Source organism: Mycolicibacter kumamotonensis (genome assembly GCF_002086285.1).
Classification (GTDB): Bacteria; Actinomycetota; Actinomycetes; order Mycobacteriales; family Mycobacteriaceae; genus Mycobacterium; species Mycobacterium kumamotonense.
The window spans coordinates 1-15,293 of sequence record NZ_MVHU01000043.1 but is presented as its reverse complement, the minus strand read 5'-3'; the positions used below and the strand labels follow the sequence as shown (position 1 = coordinate 15,293).

16 protein-coding genes and 1 tRNA gene are annotated in these 15,293 nt (G+C 67.9%); 11 read left to right on the top strand and 6 right to left on the bottom strand.

Annotation, left to right across the window (positions count from 1 at the left end; genetic code table 11):
• Positions 1 to 117: 117 nt before the first annotated feature.
• The 3 genes from pyrG to xerD are packed head-to-tail and all read left to right on the top strand — an operon-like array spanning position 118 to position 3,483.
• Positions 118 to 1,914: a CTP synthase gene (pyrG, locus tag BST28_RS20410; RefSeq protein WP_065289330.1), complete on the top strand. Its 1,797-nt coding sequence runs from the start codon at positions 118 to 120 to the stop codon at positions 1,912 to 1,914.
• A complete protein-coding gene (locus BST28_RS20405) occupies positions 1,907 to 2,530 on the top strand; it encodes an NUDIX domain-containing protein (RefSeq protein ID WP_083082652.1) in 624 nt (207 codons plus the stop codon). The genes pyrG and BST28_RS20405 overlap by 8 nt, the downstream gene beginning before the upstream one ends.
• Positions 2,527 to 3,483, top strand: coding sequence for a site-specific tyrosine recombinase XerD (gene xerD / locus BST28_RS20400; RefSeq protein WP_019738571.1), 957 nt, complete (start codon positions 2,527 to 2,529; stop codon positions 3,481 to 3,483). Before BST28_RS20405 ends, xerD begins: the two co-directional genes overlap by 4 nt.
• A gap of 86 nt (positions 3,484 to 3,569) precedes the next feature.
• Here the strand turns inward: xerD and BST28_RS20395 are convergent, their stop codons facing one another.
• On the bottom strand, positions 3,570 to 4,322 hold the full coding sequence (locus BST28_RS20395) for an O-methyltransferase (RefSeq protein WP_065289326.1): 753 nt from the start codon (positions 4,320 to 4,322) through the stop codon (positions 3,570 to 3,572).
• 113 nt (positions 4,323 to 4,435) lie between these two features.
• Here BST28_RS20395 and BST28_RS20390 point away from each other — a divergent pair, with 113 nt between their 5' ends.
• The 7 genes from BST28_RS20390 to BST28_RS20360 are packed head-to-tail and all read left to right on the top strand — an operon-like array spanning position 4,436 to position 10,572.
• Positions 4,436 to 5,293 carry a ParA family protein gene (locus BST28_RS20390; protein ID WP_019738573.1) on the top strand — a complete coding sequence of 286 codons (858 nt, stop codon included), beginning with the start codon at positions 4,436 to 4,438 and terminating at the stop codon, positions 5,291 to 5,293.
• Positions 5,281 to 6,123: a segregation/condensation protein A gene (locus BST28_RS20385; RefSeq protein ID WP_085990283.1), complete on the top strand. Its 843-nt coding sequence runs from the start codon at positions 5,281 to 5,283 to the stop codon at positions 6,121 to 6,123. Before BST28_RS20390 ends, BST28_RS20385 begins: the two co-directional genes overlap by 13 nt.
• A 14-nt stretch (positions 6,124 to 6,137) precedes the next feature.
• Positions 6,138 to 6,902 (top strand): SMC-Scp complex subunit ScpB, encoded by a 765-nt coding sequence (gene scpB, locus BST28_RS20380; protein WP_109510990.1) that lies wholly within the window; start codon positions 6,138 to 6,140, stop codon positions 6,900 to 6,902.
• Positions 6,902 to 7,663, top strand: a complete 762-nt coding sequence (locus tag BST28_RS20375; protein WP_019739107.1) for a pseudouridine synthase — start codon at positions 6,902 to 6,904, stop codon at positions 7,661 to 7,663. Before scpB ends, BST28_RS20375 begins: the two co-directional genes overlap by 1 nt.
• Complete coding sequence (cmk, locus tag BST28_RS20370) at positions 7,660 to 8,352, top strand: (d)CMP kinase (protein WP_019739106.1); 693 nt, start codon at positions 7,660 to 7,662, stop codon at positions 8,350 to 8,352. The genes BST28_RS20375 and cmk overlap by 4 nt, the downstream gene beginning before the upstream one ends.
• Entirely contained in the window at positions 8,349 to 9,767 is a 1,419-nt protein-coding gene (gene der, locus BST28_RS20365) for a ribosome biogenesis GTPase Der (protein ID WP_065289327.1), read from the top strand. The genes cmk and der overlap by 4 nt, the downstream gene beginning before the upstream one ends.
• Positions 9,768 to 9,804: 37 nt before the next feature.
• A complete protein-coding gene (locus BST28_RS20360) occupies positions 9,805 to 10,572 on the top strand; it encodes a sulfite exporter TauE/SafE family protein (RefSeq protein WP_065289332.1) in 768 nt (255 codons plus the stop codon).
• A gap of 5 nt (positions 10,573 to 10,577) precedes the next feature.
• Here the strand turns inward: BST28_RS20360 and BST28_RS20355 are convergent, their stop codons facing one another.
• On the bottom strand, positions 10,578 to 12,179 hold the full coding sequence (locus BST28_RS20355; RefSeq protein ID WP_234808354.1) for a patatin-like phospholipase family protein: 1,602 nt from the start codon (positions 12,177 to 12,179) through the stop codon (positions 10,578 to 10,580).
• Positions 12,180 to 12,395: 216 nt separating this feature from the next.
• Between BST28_RS20355 and BST28_RS20350 the strand changes: the two genes are divergently transcribed.
• Positions 12,396 to 12,469, top strand: a tRNA-Pro gene (locus BST28_RS20350).
• Between the two features lie 493 nt (positions 12,470 to 12,962).
• On the opposite strand, the gene BST28_RS20345 is transcribed toward BST28_RS20350, so the two are convergent.
• The 4 genes from BST28_RS20345 to BST28_RS20330 form a co-directional block, all read right to left on the bottom strand.
• Entirely contained in the window at positions 12,963 to 13,478 is a 516-nt protein-coding gene (locus BST28_RS20345) for a GNAT family N-acetyltransferase (RefSeq protein ID WP_019738864.1), read from the bottom strand.
• Position 13,479: 1 nt separating this feature from the next.
• Positions 13,480 to 13,758, bottom strand: coding sequence for a type II toxin-antitoxin system TacA family antitoxin (locus BST28_RS20340; protein WP_100227044.1), 279 nt, complete (start codon positions 13,756 to 13,758; stop codon positions 13,480 to 13,482).
• A 596-nt stretch (positions 13,759 to 14,354) separates the two neighbouring features.
• A complete protein-coding gene (locus BST28_RS20335; protein WP_131813866.1) occupies positions 14,355 to 14,822 on the bottom strand; it encodes a hypothetical protein in 468 nt (155 codons plus the stop codon).
• 105 nt (positions 14,823 to 14,927) lie between these two features.
• The coding region (locus BST28_RS20330) for a DEAD/DEAH box helicase (RefSeq protein WP_337339096.1) at positions 14,928 to 15,293 on the bottom strand (366 nt) is incomplete at its 5' end.

The following is a 15,293-nucleotide window of genomic DNA, read 5'->3' as shown; positions in this document are numbered from 1 at the left end:
GCCGCGGCCGGGCGGCGTGTCAGCGGCCGGGGGCTGCCAACGATGTTAGGGTGAGATTCCGTGGGTCGGCAGGCCCTCAATCCTGCGCCGTCGTCACGGAGGTTGGTGTTGCCACCACTGCGAAAGCATCCGCAAACCGAGCCGAAGCACCTCTTCGTCACCGGCGGAGTTGCATCCTCGCTCGGTAAAGGTTTGACCGCAAGCAGCCTGGGCCAGTTATTGATCGCCCGCGGCCTGCAGGTCACCATGCAGAAGCTGGACCCCTATCTCAACGTCGACCCCGGGACGATGAACCCGTTCCAGCACGGTGAGGTCTTCGTCACCGAAGACGGTGCTGAGACCGACCTCGACGTCGGCCACTACGAGCGGTTCCTGGACCGCGACCTGCCCGGGTCGGCGAATGTGACCACCGGGCAGGTGTATTCGACGGTGATCGCCAAGGAACGCCGCGGCGAGTACCTCGGCGACACCGTGCAGGTGATCCCGCACATCACCGACGAGATCAAGCGGCGCATCCTGGCGATGTCCGAGCCCGACGCCGACGGCCGGCGCCCCGACGTCGTCATCACCGAGATCGGCGGCACCGTCGGCGACATCGAGTCACAGCCGTTCCTGGAAGCCGCCCGCCAGGTCCGCCACGACGTCGGCCGGGACAACGTGTTCTTCCTGCACGTATCGCTGGTGCCGTATCTGGCGCCCTCCGGTGAGCTCAAGACCAAGCCCACCCAGCACTCGGTGGCGGCGCTGCGCAGCATCGGTATCACCCCCGACGCGCTGATCCTGCGCTGCGACCGCGATGTGCCCGAACCGCTGAAGAACAAGATCGCGCTGATGTGCGACGTCGACGTCGACGGGGTGATCTCCACCCCGGACGCGGCATCGATCTACGACATCCCCAAGGTGCTGCACCGCGAGGAGCTGGACGCCTACGTGGTGCGCAGGCTCAACCTGCCGTTCAAGGACGTCGACTGGACCGAGTGGGACGAGCTGTTGCGGCGCGTCCATGAACCACACGAGACCGTGCGAATCGCCTTGGTGGGCAAGTACATCGACCTCTCCGATGCGTATCTGTCGGTCATCGAGGCGTTGCGGTCCGGCGGCTTCAGCCACTACGCGAAGGTCGAGATCCACTGGGTCGCCTCCGACGCGTGTGAAACCCCGGCGGGGGCGGCCGCCGCGTTGGGAGACATGCACGGGGTGCTGATCCCCGGCGGGTTCGGAATCCGGGGCATCGAGGGCAAGATCGGCGCCATCGCCTATGCGCGCACCCACTCGCTGCCGGTGCTGGGACTGTGCCTGGGCCTGCAGTGCATCGTGATCGACGCGGCCCGCACCGCCGGTATCACGCAGGCCAGTTCCGCGGAGTTCGATCCGGACACGCCGGACCCGGTGATCGCGACCATGGCCGATCAGCAGGATGCGGTCGCCGGCACGGCCGACCTCGGCGGCACCATGCGCCTTGGCGCCTATCCCGCTGTGCTGGAACCGGGTTCGATCGTTGCCGAGGCCTACGGGACGACCGAGGTCTCCGAACGGCACCGGCACCGCTACGAGGTCAACAACGCCTACCGGGACCGGATCGCCGAGAGCGGCCTGCGGTTCTCCGGCACGTCCCCGGACGGAAAGCTGGTGGAGTTCGTCGAGTACCCGCGCGAGATGCACCCGTTCCTGGTGGGCACCCAGGCGCACCCGGAGTTGAAGAGCAGGCCGACCCGGGCACACCCGCTGTTCGCCGCGTTCGTCGGGGCGGCCATCGATTACAAGGCCGCCGAGCGGCTGCCGGTGGAGATCCCCGAGCACGCCCACGAACACCACGAGCCCGTCGACGCCGGCGCCGACGGCCACGGCGGCAGCGCCCAACCGTTGACCGATCCCGTACAAGAAGCCCTGCCGGAACACGTAACCCGTGGCTGAACACGTCTTCGAGACCGACTCGTCGCAGCTGCTGCACCGCGGCAAGATCTTCGCGCTGCGCCGCGATGAGGTGCGGATGCCGGGCGGGAAGACGGCCACCCGCGATGTGGTGGAACACTACGGCGCCGTCGGGGTGGTCGCCATGGACGAGTCCGGCAACATCCCGCTGATCTACCAGTACCGCCACGCCTTCGGCCGGCGGCTGTGGGAGCTGCCCGCCGGGCTGCTCGACGTCGGCGGCGAGGCGGCCCACCTGACCGCCGCGCGCGAACTCGTCGAGGAGGCCGGGCTGACCGCGACCACCTGGCAGGTGCTGGTCGACCTGGACTCCACGCCCGGCTTCTCCGACGAGTCGGTGCGGGTGTATCTGGCCACCGGGCTTTCGGAGGTCGAACGCCCGGAAGCACGGGACGAGGAGGCCGATCTCACCCTGCGCTGGTATCCGATCGCCGAGGCGGCCGAGCGGGTGTTCCGCGGCGAGATCGTCAATGCCATTGCGGTGGCGGGAATTCTGGCCGCCTACCTGCACCGCCTGGGGCTGGCGACCCCACGTCCGGTGGACGCCGAGTGGGTCGACAGACCGACCGCGTTCGCCGCCAGGCAGAGCCGGTCATGACCGCGGCGGCCCGGCCGGTTGTCCCGCTGACCGGGCAGCTGCAGGGTTACCTGGATCATCTGACGATCGAACGTGGCGTCGCCGCCAATACGTTGAGCTCCTATCGGCGCGACCTGCGGCGCTACACCGAACACCTGCAGGCGCGCGGCATCGACGACCTGGCCGCCGTCCGGGAGAACGACGTCACCGATTTCCTGGTGGCGCTGCGGCGCGGTGACCCCGACAACGGCATGCCGGCGCTGTCGGCGGTCTCGGCCGGGCGCGCGCTGATCGCGGTGCGGGGCCTGCACCGGTTCGCCGCCGCGGAGGGTATGGCCCCGGTGGACGTGGCGCGCGGCGTCAAACCGCCGACTCCGGGACGGCGACTGCCCAAGAGCCTGACCATCGACGAGGTGACCGCGCTGTTGGCCGGTGCGGGAGGCGAGAGCGCCTCGGACGGCCCGTTGACGCTGCGCAACCGGGCGCTGCTGGAGTTGCTGTACTCCACCGGCTCCCGGATCTCGGAGGCGGTCGGCCTGGATCTCGACGACATCGATGTGCGCGACCGGTCGGTGCTGTTGCGCGGCAAGGGTGGCAAGCAGCGGCTGGTGCCGGTGGGGCGGCCCGCGGTGGCGGCACTGGACGCCTATCTGGTGCGGGGCCGTCCGAGCCTGGCGGGGCGTGGCCGTGGCACCGCGGCGGTGTTCCTCAACGCCCGCGGGGGCCGGCTGTCGCGGCAGAGCGCCTGGCAGGTGCTGCAGGACGCCGCCGAGCGAGCCGGGATCACCGCGAAGGTGTCACCGCACACGCTGCGGCACTCGTTTGCGACCCATCTGCTCGACGGGGGCGCCGACGTGCGGGTGGTGCAGGAACTGCTCGGGCATGCCTCGGTGTCGACCACCCAGATCTACACGCTGGTCACGGTGAACGCGCTGCGCGAGGTCTGGGCTGGCGCCCACCCCCGCGCCCGCTAGCCTGGCTCTTTCTCTGCGCGAGCGCGCGTGTTTGCACAGCGACACGCGGCAGAAACCGTAATTCTGCGCACGCTCGCGCCAGGCAACTAGCCCAGAAACGTCGACTCCAGCACCAGATCGGGCAGCAGGCTCTGGTACTCCACATGCGTCTTGTGCTCGACGGTGTCCCAGCGCGTCCCCTGCTGAGCCCGCATGTACTCGCGGTAGCGCGGTGCGCCCGGCAATTTGACGTTGTCGGCCACCACGACCGACCCCGGGTGCAGCCAGCCCCGATCCAGGATGCTGTGCAGGTCGGGCAGGTAGGCGTCCTTGTCGTGGTCGAGGAACAAGAAGTCCAACGCACCGGCGGCGAAGCCGTGCCGTGCGGTCAGGGCGTCCAGCGTGCGCCCGCCGTCACCGATGGTGCCCACCACACACGTGATCCGGTCGGCCACCCCGGCGTGCGCCCAGATCTGCCGGGCGTTGTCGGCGTTTGCCTCGGCGAGCTCGACCGAGTAGATCCGGGCCGACGGCGCGGCGCGGGCGATGCGCAGGGCGCCGTAACCGCAGTAGGTGCCCAGTTCCAACGCCAGTGCCGGGTTGACCCGCTGCACCGCGGCGTCGAGCAGGACTCCCTTCTCGTCACCGATATTGATCAGCAGCGACTGCTCGTAAGCGAACTCGTCGAGGCGGGCCAGTACATCGTCGATGTCGCCGGCGCGGGCATGGGACAGCACGTAGTCGACCGCGGCAGCTTCGCGGCCGTCGCCGATCTGGCCTGTCGTGGTGAGGCTGCGGGTGCCGGTAACCACCCGCAGGAACGACCACCGCAAGAAGGGGATGTGTCGTTTGAGGCTCATGGGCGCGATCTTATGGCGCGCGGCACGCCCGAGGACTGCTCATGTAGCAGGTGCGGGCGTCGGTCACCCGTTAGACTTCTTCGGATGTCCGCCACCACCTCGCCTAATCGGCCATGAGCGACGACGAACGCCCCGGCGTCGGCTTGACCGGGCGTCCACCGCGGAATATCCCCGAGCCGCAGCCCCGCTCGACACACGGCCCCGCCAAGGTCATCGCGATGTGCAACCAGAAGGGCGGCGTCGGCAAGACCACCTCGACCATCAACCTCGGCGCGGCACTGGCCGAATACGGCCGCAAGGTGCTGCTGGTCGATCTGGATCCGCAGGGCGCGCTGTCGGCGGGCCTGGGGGTGCCGCACTACGAGCTGGCGCACACCATTCACAACCTGTTGGTGGAGCCGCGGGTCGACATCGACGACGTGCTGATGCCGACCCGGATCGAGAACCTGGACCTGGTGCCGTCCAACATCGACCTGTCGGCCGCCGAGATCCAGCTCGTCAACGAGGTGGGCCGCGAGCATTCGCTGGCCCGGGCGCTGCGACCGGTGCTCGACCGCTACGACTACCTGCTGGTGGACTGCCAGCCGTCGCTGGGACTGCTGACCGTCAACGGACTCGCCTGCGCCGACGGGGTGGTGATCCCGACCGAGTGCGAGTACTTCTCACTGCGCGGCCTGGCGTTGCTGACCGACACCGTCGAGAAGGTCCGCGACCGGCTGAACCCGAAGCTGGAGATCAGCGGCATCCTGCTGACCCGTTATGACCCGCGCACGGTCAACTCCCGAGAGGTGATGGCACGGGTGGTGGAGCGCTTCGGTGACCTGGTGTTCGACACGGTGATCACCCGCACGGTCCGGTTCCCCGAGACCACCGTGGCGGGGGAGCCCATCACCACCTGGGCCCCGAAGTCCGGCGGTGCGCAGGCTTACCGCGCACTGGCCCGCGAAGTCATCGACCGATTCGGCGCGTGAAAACCGAGACTGAGCCAGCCGGCGGCCCCAGCGAAACTCAAGGCTTCCAGGTTCGACTGACCAACTTCGAAGGTCCCTTCGACCTGCTGCTGCAGCTGATCTTCGCGCACCGCCTTGACGTCACCGAGGTGGCGTTGCACCAGGTCACCGACGATTTCATCGCCTACACCCGCGACGTCGGTGCGCAGTTGGAGTTGGAGGAGACGACGGCGTTCCTGGTCATCGCCGCCACCCTGCTCGATCTCAAGGCGGCCCGGCTGCTGCCGGCCGGGCAGGTCGACGACGAAGAGGACCTCGCCCTGCTGGAGGTCCGCGATCTGCTGTTCGCGCGACTGCTGCAATACCGGGCGTTCAAGCACGTCGCGCAGATGTTCGCCGAACTCGAGGCCGCCGCGCTGCGCAGCTACCCGCGCGCGGTGTCGCTGGAGGACGGCTTCGCCAACCTGCTGCCCGAGGTGATGCTGGGCGTCGATGCCGACTCGTTCGCCCAGATCGCGGCCGCCGCGTTCACCCCCCGCCCGGTGCCGACGGTGGGCACCGAGCACCTGCACGAGGTGATGGTGTCGGTGCCCGAACAAGCGGGAGTGCTGCTAAGGCTGCTGGAGGCGCGCGGCAGCGGTCAGTGGGCGTCGTTCTCCGAACTGGTCGCCGACTGCCGGGCGCCGATCGAGATCGTCGGCCGCTTCCTGGCGCTGCTCGAACTGTATCGAGCCCGGGCGGTAGCATTCGACCAGTCAGAACCACTTGGTGTGCTCCAGGTGTCGTGGACCGGTGAATCTCCGGCCGCGGAAGAGTTAGTAGACCTGGTGAAAGCAGAATCGGCCGAGTAGTGCGAGACGAATTGATGACTGACCACATGCCCGAACCCGAGGTGTCGGAACCGTCCGGGCCCACCGAGCCGATTGAGCCGTCCGAGGCCGCCGAGTTCGCCGGTCCCGCGGGCTCGGACCTGGGCATCGACGTCGCCGTGGCCCCCGAACTCGAGGACTCCGAGTTGGGCGCGGTGCTCGAGGCCCTGCTCCTGGTGGTGGACACCCCGGTGACCGTCGAGGCGTTGGCGGCTGCCACCGACCAGCCGGTGTACCGGATCACCGCGAAGCTGCGGGCGATGGCCGACGAGCTCGCCGAACGCGACAGCGGCATCGACCTGCGGGAGGCCGGCGGCGGCTGGCGGCTCTACACCCGCGCAAGGTTCGCCCCGTACGTCGAGCGCCTGCTGCTCGACGGCGCGCGGTCCAAACTGACCCGCGCCGCCCTGGAGACGCTGGCGGTGGTCGCCTACCGCCAGCCGGTGACGCGTGCGCGGGTCAGCGCGGTGCGCGGCGTCAACGTGGACGCGGTGATGCGCACCCTGCTGGCCCGGGGCCTGATCACCGAAGCCGGCGCCGACGCCGACACCGGCGCGGTGACGTTCGCGACCACCGAGCTGTTTTTGGAGCGGCTGGGCCTGTCCTCGCTTGCCGACCTGCCCGACATCGCACCCCTGCTGCCCGACGTCGACGTCATCGACGATCTGAGCGAATCCCTGGACAGTGAACCGCGTTTCATGAAACTCGGCGGCGCGCAGGCCGCGGATCAGCCACTGACTTTCGATGTGGACCACGACTGATGGCCTTCTCCGAGTTCGAGCCGGACACCGATGGTGTGCGGCTGCAGAAAGTGTTGTCGCAGGCCGGGGTTGCGTCGCGCCGGGTCGCCGAGCGGATGATTCTCGACGGCCGGGTCGAGGTGGACGGCAAGGTGGTCACCGAACTGGGTACCAGGGTCGATCCCGACACGGCCGTGATCCGGGTCGACGGGGCGCGGGTGACCGTCGATGACACAAGGGTGTACCTGGCGCTGAACAAGCCGCGCGGTGTGCATTCGACGATGGCGGATGACCGCGGCAGGCCCTGCATCGGCGACTACGTCGAGCACCGGGTTCGCGGTGACTCCAAGCTGTTTCACGTCGGAAGGCTCGATGCCGACACCGAGGGCCTGATGCTGCTGACCAACGACGGCGAGCTGGCGCACCGGCTGATGCACCCGTCCTATGAGATACCCAAAACCTATGTGGCCACCGTGCTCGGGACGGTGCCGCGCGGGCTCGGCAAGAAACTGCGCGAGGGTGTCGAACTCGACGACGGACCGGCGAAGGTCGACGACTTCGCGGTGGTCGACGCCGTACCCGGGAAAACGCTGGTGCGAGTGACGCTGCACGAGGGCCGCAAGCGCATCGTGCGCCGAATGCTGGCGTCGGTCGGGTTTCCGGTACAGGAACTGGTGCGCACCGATATCGGCGCGGTCGCGCTGGGGGATCAGCGGCCTGGCACCATTCGCAAATTGGGCCGCAAAGAGGTCGGCGAACTGTACAAGGCGGTAGGTCTGTGAGCACGGGCAGCGGGGTCGTGGTGGCTATCGACGGCCCGGCCGGGACCGGAAAGTCTTCGGTGTCACGGGGTTTGGCGCGCGCGCTCGGAGAGCGGTATCTGGACACCGGCGCGATGTACCGCGTCGTCACACTGGCGGTGCTGCGATCCGGTGTCGCCCTCGATGACGCCGAGGGTATTGCCCGGGTTGCCGAGGCCGCCGAGGTCGCGGTGGACTCGCACCCCGACGGGGACCGTGCCTACCTTGGCGGAGAAGACGTTTCACGCGAGATCCGTGGTGACGAGGTGACCCGGGCGGTCTCGGGGGTGTCGGCGATCCCAGCGGTGCGCACCCGGCTGGTCGCCCTGCAGCGCAAGCTTGCCGCCGAAGCCGGCGGAGTGGTGGTCGAAGGCCGCGACATCGGCACCGTGGTGCTGCCCGACGCCGACGTCAAGATCTTCCTCACCGCCTCCGCCGAGACACGGGCCCGGCGGCGCAACGACCAGAATGTGGCGGCCGGGCTCGGCGATGACTACGCGGCGGTGCTGGCCGACGTGCTGCGCCGCGATGAACTGGATTCGACCCGGAAGGTGTCGCCGCTGCGGCCCGCCGACGACGCGGTGATCGTCGACACCGGGGGGATGACGCAAGCGCAGGTGGTCGACCACCTGCGGGAATTGGTCGAGCAGCGCTGCGGGGCGATCCGATGAGTCCTTCTGAATCCGACGGCACCTGGGTCGACGAAAGTGACTGGGAGATCGGGGAAGAGGGCGGCTTCGACGAGCTCGTCGAGGACTCCGGACCCCCACCGGTGGTGGCCGTGGTGGGCCGGCCGAACGTCGGCAAGTCGACTCTGGTCAACCGCATCCTGGGCCGGCGTGAGGCGGTGGTGCAGGACCTGCCTGGCGTGACCCGCGACCGGGTGTCGTATGACGCGCTGTGGACCGGGCGTCGCTTCGTGGTGCAGGACACCGGTGGCTGGGAACCCGACGCCAAGGGCTTGCAGCAGTTGGTGGCCGAGCAGGCGTCGGTGGCGATGCGCACCGCCGACGCGGTGATCCTGGTGGTGGACTCGGTGGTCGGAGCCACCGCCGGTGACGAGGCCGCCGCCCGCATCCTGCGCCGCTCGGGCAAGCCGGTGTTCTTGGCCGCCAACAAGGTTGACGGGGAGCGTGGTGAGGCCGACGCGGCGGCGCTGTGGTCGCTGGGGCTGGGCGAACCGTACGCGGTCAGCGCCCTGCACGGGCGGGGAGTCGCCGAGCTTCTCGACGAGGTGATCGCCAAGCTGCCCGAGGTCGCCGAAACCGCCGGCGGGGGAGGCGGTCCACGACGGGTGGCACTGGTCGGCAAACCCAATGTCGGCAAGAGTTCGCTGCTGAACCGGCTGGCCGGCGACGAGCGTTCGGTGGTGCACGACGTCGCCGGAACCACGGTCGACCCGGTCGACTCGCTGATCGAGATGGACGGCAAGATCTGGCGTTTCGTCGACACTGCCGGGCTGCGCCGCAAAGTCGGCCAGGCCAGCGGGCATGAGTTCTACGCCTCGGTACGCACCCACGGCGCCATCGACGCCGCCGAGGTGGTGATCATCCTCGTCGATGCCTCGCAGCCGCTGACTGAACAGGATCAGCGAGTGCTGGCCATGGTGATCGAGGCCGGCCGGGCACTGGTGCTGGCCTTCAACAAGTGGGACCTGGTCGACGAAGACCGGCGCTACCTGCTGGACAAGGAGATCGACCGCGACCTGGCCCGAGTGGCGTGGGCGCCGCGGGTGAACATCTCGGCGAAAACCGGTCGGGCCGTGCAGAAGTTGGTGCCCGCGCTGGAGACCTCGCTGGAGTCGTGGGACAAGCGGATCTCCACCGGGCAGCTCAACACCTGGCTCAAAGAGGTGGTGGCCGCGACGCCGCCTCCGGCGCGGGGCGGCCGGGCACCGCGCATCCTGTTCGCCACCCAGGCCGCGGCCCGCCCGCCGACGTTCGTGTTGTTCACCTCGGGATTCCTGGAGGCCGGCTACCGACGATTCCTGGAACGACGACTGCGCGAGACCTTCGGGTTCGAGGGCAGCCCGATCCGGATCAACGTACGGGTGCGAGAGAAGCGGGGCGCCAAGCGTTCTCGCTGAGGCGTCGGAGAAGGGGGAGCCGGTGCCGGTTTCGCAGATGGTCTTGATCATTCTGGCCGGAGTGGGCGCCGGGGCGGTCAATTCCCTGGTCGGCTCGGGAACGCTGATCACCTTCCCGACCCTGGTGACGCTGGGGTTCGCACCTCTGACCGCGACCATCTCGAACTCGATCGGCCTGGTGGCCGGCGGGGTGTCGGGCACCTGGGCCTACCGCCGGGAACTGCGCGGGCAGCGCGACCGGCTGCGCTGGCAGGTGCCCGGATCGGTGATCGGTGCGGTGTGCGGCGCCTATCTGTTGTTGCATTTGCCCGAAAGCGTGTTCAACCGGGTGGTTCCGGTGCTGTTGATCGCGGCGTTGGTCTTGGTGGTGATCGGCCCCAGAATCCAGACGATCGCCCAGCGCCGCGCCGAGCAGGCCGGCCGATCCGTTGACCATCTGGGCCGCGGCCGGATGGCGGCGCTGACGCTGGGCACGTTCGCGGTCGCCGTGTACGGGGGCTATTTCTCTGCCGCGCAGGGCATTTTGATGATCGGCGTGATGGGGGTGCTGCTGCCGGAGTCGATGCAGCGGATGAACGCGGCGAAAGTCCTGCTGACGCTGTTGGTCAACGTGGTCGCCGCACTGGCCTACATCACCACCGCATTCGACCGGATCAGTTGGCTCGCAGTCGGATTGATCGCAGTCGGGTCGTTGGTCGGTGGATACTTGGGCGGGCACTACGGGCGCAGGCTGTCACCGAATGCGCTGCGGGCAGTGATCATCGTGGTCGGTCTGGTCGGGCTCTACCGGCTGATGGCGGTCTGAGCGCGTCACATCGCGTCGCGCTGGCGCCACCGCTGCCAGCGGGTTCGCGGTGCGCGGAAGGCGGACATGACCGTGCTCATCGGCGCGGCCTTCTGGTGTGCCGGCGCGGCGGGCTCGGCGGGCACCGCCGCCTTCTCGCCTTCCCACCAGATGGGTTCCAGCAGCGCCGAGACCACCGGGATCGCGCGTTCGACGCTCTTGCGCCCCCACTGACCGGCCCGGTCGATGGCGGCCGCCGACGGCGCCAGATTCACCGGCGACAGCGTCGGGGAGAACCGGACCAGATGGTCGGCGTAGGGGGCGTTGCGCACCATCTGCAACTGGATAGCCTGGGTGATCGGCACCAGCCACAGGTTCCGCGGATCCCACTGCGGGTGGAAGCAGTCGAAGGCGAGATAGCAGGCGTTGCGGGTGCCCAGCCGGCCGTCGCGGACCCGTTTCCAGGCCAGCTCGACCGGAACGTTGCTGGCGGCGCCGCCGTCGACCAGCGCCCCGACGTCGTTGTCGGCCAGCAGCGCATTGAGCTGCGGAAGCATCGCCGGGTCCTTGGTCTCGTGGTGCAGCACGCCGGGGATCGCCGAGGAGAACGACGCCGCGTCGACGACGTTGACGTCACGGTCGGGATTGTCGCCGGCGATGATCAGCGGGGTGACCACCCGCGGGTCGATGAAGGCGGCCGTCTGCCACAGCCGGGTGGCGATCTGCGGGCCGAGCCCGATCGACAGGTACGGGAAGGACCGCAGCTGCAGCGCGGCGAGCCGCTGATTGCGGTACCGCGACGGCAGCGCCGCGAAGGGCTGCCGGCGTACCCCGGCCACCACAGCGTCAAAGGGGATAGCCAGATCCGACATGCGCATCGGCTCGCCGTCCTCACGGCGGAACATGGCGTCGGCGAACTGGTCGAAGTTCAGCGAGAACACCCCGGTCAGGCCGTGGCGGCGGCGCAATCGCTCGGGGCCCAGGATGGCGCGATAGGACACCGTCTTGGCCCACGCGACGTACTCCTCGATGGGGACCGGCAGCGCGCGGCTGACCACCGAGCCCAGCACCGCGCCGAACGACGAGCCGATCAGGTAGTCCGGGATGGGTCCTGCCTCCAGCAGCGCCTGCATGCCGCCGATGTAGACGAATCCGGCGCCGCCACCACCGCCGAGGACGGTGACGAGCTTCTTGTGGCCCACCTCGGCGTCGAGTTCGGACACCGAGAAGTCATTGCCGTGGTGCTCGCTCAGCTGGCGGCGCTGCTCGTCCTGGCCGGCGGCCAGCCCGCCCAGGGCGTCGCGTGCCGCGGTGAGCGCGATCACCGGGTCGCGTTCCTCACGCAGCGGACCGTAGAGGGCGTCGGTCACCCGCGACCGCCAGGGCGCCAGCTCCGCGCCGACGGAGACGTCGCCGCGGCCGCGGGTGCCGCCCGGTCCGGCCGCGCCGGGCTCGAAGTCGTCGAGCCGGGCGAAATTCAGCAGGTAGCGGAGCCGGCGCAGCTGCTCGGCGCTGAGCACGTCCGGCTTGCGCAGGGCGTGCCGGACCAGCCGGTTCTCCATCTTCTGCAGCAGCAGCATGGCATCGCCGATGTCGACGGCGTCTTCGGTGGTCCCGGGGATGTGCATCGGCTCCGGGCGGCGATCGGCCATGCCGAGCAGGGCTTCGACAAAGGGGATCTGCATCAGTCGCGGTTCCTGGGGTTGTGGCGGTGCCGAGGGGGGCACGCTCGCCTGGCCGAGCCTAGCCTTTCTGCCCGGGCGGGCGATGCCCTCACGCGGGTTCGGAGCGTCGGGGTGCTTGCGGTAGGCTTTCGACCTGCTGCCGGGCTTGTCCGGCGGCGGCGGGCTGTGGCGCAGTTTGGTAGCGCACTTGACTGGGGGTCAAGTGGTCGCAGGTTCAAATCCTGTCAGCCCGACTTAGGAAAATAGGGGTATGACCTGCGGTAACATGGATTCTCAACCTGAACTGCCGCGTGACGGGCCGACCACTCTGGGACCACACGGGTGTAGGCGGCGCGCTCGACGGACTCATTCAGGGGAGTTTTGGGCACTTGGATCGCACTTCATGCACGCTATGCGCGTCTGTGCACGTTATGCGGTTCGACCGGGCGGCCGTTCTCATGCCGAAATTGACCGCTGGTCAAGTGAGCTGGTGGCGCGCAAGTCCTATCTGCGTGTCGTCGGAGAACCGATCCTGAAAATGTCAGCATGTGGTGGCCTGGTTCGGCGACCGCTGGGCGTGCTCCGCGAAGCCGCTGGAGAATGACTTCCGGTAGGGCATCGCTAATCCGAGACCACGACGCCCGCGCCGCGGAGATTCACAAATGGACGACCTCGGCCTGTCGGAGTGCGATGGGTAGGGGAGCGCAAGTCGGCCTGAATGCTCGCACGCTGTCAAGAGCTGACGTCCTACAGGTTGGCCAGGGTGGTGGCGATATCTTTGGTCAACAGATAGAGATCAAGGTTGTCGGTATCTTCGGCGTGAAACGGTTCGAACCCGAATCGTTGCCACCAGCGGAATGCGTCAGTGTTGAGGGCAGTGACGACGACGGCGCGACAGGCTGCCTTGATGTTCAGTTCGGTTGCGGTGGCCAGGATGTGCTTGACCATCGCAGTCCCGAGGCCGAGTCCGGCCACCCGACTGTCTGTGGCCAGGCGACCGACCAATAGCGCGGGAATCTGCCGCGGTGCTCCCGTAGCCAGAGGTTTGGGGCTGGCAGAGCGATCGACGGCGGTCATCGACAACGTGGCGTAGCAGACGACCGCCTGGTTCGCGTCCGCGATCACCCACACTGCGGCGGTGTTGCCCCGTCGATTTTGGCCGGCATAGCGACGCAGCCACCCGTCCAACGTGGTTTCGCCAGAGGTGAATTCGTCGCGGTGGTGTTTGTTCGGGTCAAGCAGTGTCGGCCGATAGAACTGCACCTCAGTCGAGCCAGGTGAACTTCGCCGGGCGCTGCAATGCCGCCGCCAACCGCTCATTGACCTGCGCGGGGTGGTTGAGTGCTTCGGTGAAGGCGAATGCAGCTTCAGGGGCGAGGTGGATGGTTTGCCGTTCGGCGAGCACGTCGTCGGCGGCACTGTTGGCGGCTTGCAACACGAACGCCGTGACGCTGAGGTGCGCTTCGCTTGCCGCCTCCTCAAGCCGGCGTTTGGCAGCGGCGCCGACCCGCAGCTGCAGGCGGTCGCCTTTCATTGACGTCATGTACTCACAATGGCAGTACGTTTGTATTCGGTCAAGGGCTCTCGCGAGCCGATTCGGGCACGATCATCCGCGGGACCACGCTGGGACTACATGTCATGCGCGCTGCCGAACGGCCTGCCCATCAGTGAATGTCACACGGTACGTGCCGACGTCGACCATCGGCGACCCGGGAAACGCCCTACTGCCACGTCCTGGGGGCAAGTGGTCGCAGGTTCAAATACTGTCAGCCCGGCAGCTGTCAGCCCGGCAGAGAGATATAGGCACTGAGCTGCACCGATAGCGGACGCTGGCTGGACTTGGGCCGTGACCTTTCTTGTGATCCACGGCAGGTACCTCGAATAGCATCGGGGTTGTGCGGGAATAGATCACGCAATCGACACTGGTGTCGTGCAGGGGCGCGAGAGTCGTGGCGTGACCGCGCTACGCCCGCATCAACACTCGGATCAACCGGCGACATGCTGCCCGTCGATTTCCATGCCGAGGTCTCTCGCGGCGCCGCTCGACGTGGCGCCGGCATGATTTCCCTTGTACCCGAGGAACTGGCGGCAAACGCGGTAAGCAGCCAGGGCCACGACGTCGCCGGTAACCGGCGCAAGCTACCGGTACTCGGCTCCCGGCGGAAGCCCTCGACCGGAAGGAAGAGGCGGACAGTCGGGATCGAAGATGATCGTCAAGGGATACGATGCCAACGCGTCCTCGGTCGGATCGTCTGGGTCGGAATACACTCCGAAGGTGTAGACGCCGTCGCCGAAGACCAGGAACGGCAGCTGGAGGTCGAACACCCGCCACTTGCACGGGGCATCTGGTACGTCCTCCCAGAACCACACCAACTCAGCATTCCCCCGAGTTTCCGAGTTAGGATCGCGCGCCTGGACGTACAAGCGGGGATCGTGATCGGCGCCGTTTTCGGCCCAGAGGCACAACAGGATCGGAGCGCTCAACTGGTGCACCTGTTGTTCCTTTAGCGGTGGCAAGCGGAATGCGGTGAACGGGACTTGAGTGGCATTGACGGCATTCCCGACCATTAGCGCGCTCTCGGTAGGTACGAAGGCATTGATATGCACTCGGTACTTCCTTCCTGTGGGGTGATGGCTCCACCTCCAACATGACCAACACCACCGACCCGGTGAGATGCCGAGGTCGAACGCTGATCACGGTGGGTGGGCCTGCTATTTGAGCATCTTGCGTGGGTCGGGGAAGCCCATCTTGAGGTAGCCGGGTGCCCGTTTCTTCAGCGATGAGGCGATGACGGGGGTGAGCTCGTCGTGGTAGTCGTGCACGGTTGCGGTGGTTTTCGAGGGGTAGGGGCGGGTGATGCGACCGATGTATTGCACGAGCCGGTTCTTGAAGGTGATCGGTGCGGCCAGGAACAGGGTGTCAAGAGCGGGGCAGTCGAAGCCTTCCCCGATGAACGAGCTGGTGCCGACGATCAGGAGTGGGTCCGAATCGGGCGTGTGGTTGGCGAGTTGGTCGGCGATCTGGCGGCGTTCTCGAGCCTTCATGCCGCCGCGCAGAACGGTGACAGCCCGTCCCGC

Coding starts and splice junctions, on each gene's coding strand:
- xerD (WP_019738571.1), top strand. CDS start 2,527: ATGACCGCGGCGGCCCGGCCGGTTGTCCCGCTGACCGGGCAGCTGCAG.
- BST28_RS20395 (WP_065289326.1), bottom strand. CDS start 4,322: ATGAGCCTCAAACGACACATCCCCTTCTTGCGGTGGTCGTTCCTGCGG.
- BST28_RS20390 (WP_019738573.1), top strand. CDS start 4,436: ATGAGCGACGACGAACGCCCCGGCGTCGGCTTGACCGGGCGTCCACCG.
- scpB (WP_109510990.1), top strand. CDS start 6,138: ATGACTGACCACATGCCCGAACCCGAGGTGTCGGAACCGTCCGGGCCC.
- BST28_RS20375 (WP_019739107.1), top strand. CDS start 6,902: ATGGCCTTCTCCGAGTTCGAGCCGGACACCGATGGTGTGCGGCTGCAG.
- der (WP_065289327.1), top strand. CDS start 8,349: ATGAGTCCTTCTGAATCCGACGGCACCTGGGTCGACGAAAGTGACTGG.
- BST28_RS20360 (WP_065289332.1), top strand. CDS start 9,805: ATGGTCTTGATCATTCTGGCCGGAGTGGGCGCCGGGGCGGTCAATTCC.
- BST28_RS20355 (WP_234808354.1), bottom strand. CDS start 12,179: ATGCACATCCCCGGGACCACCGAAGACGCCGTCGACATCGGCGATGCC.
- BST28_RS20340 (WP_100227044.1), bottom strand. CDS start 13,758: ATGACGTCAATGAAAGGCGACCGCCTGCAGCTGCGGGTCGGCGCCGCT.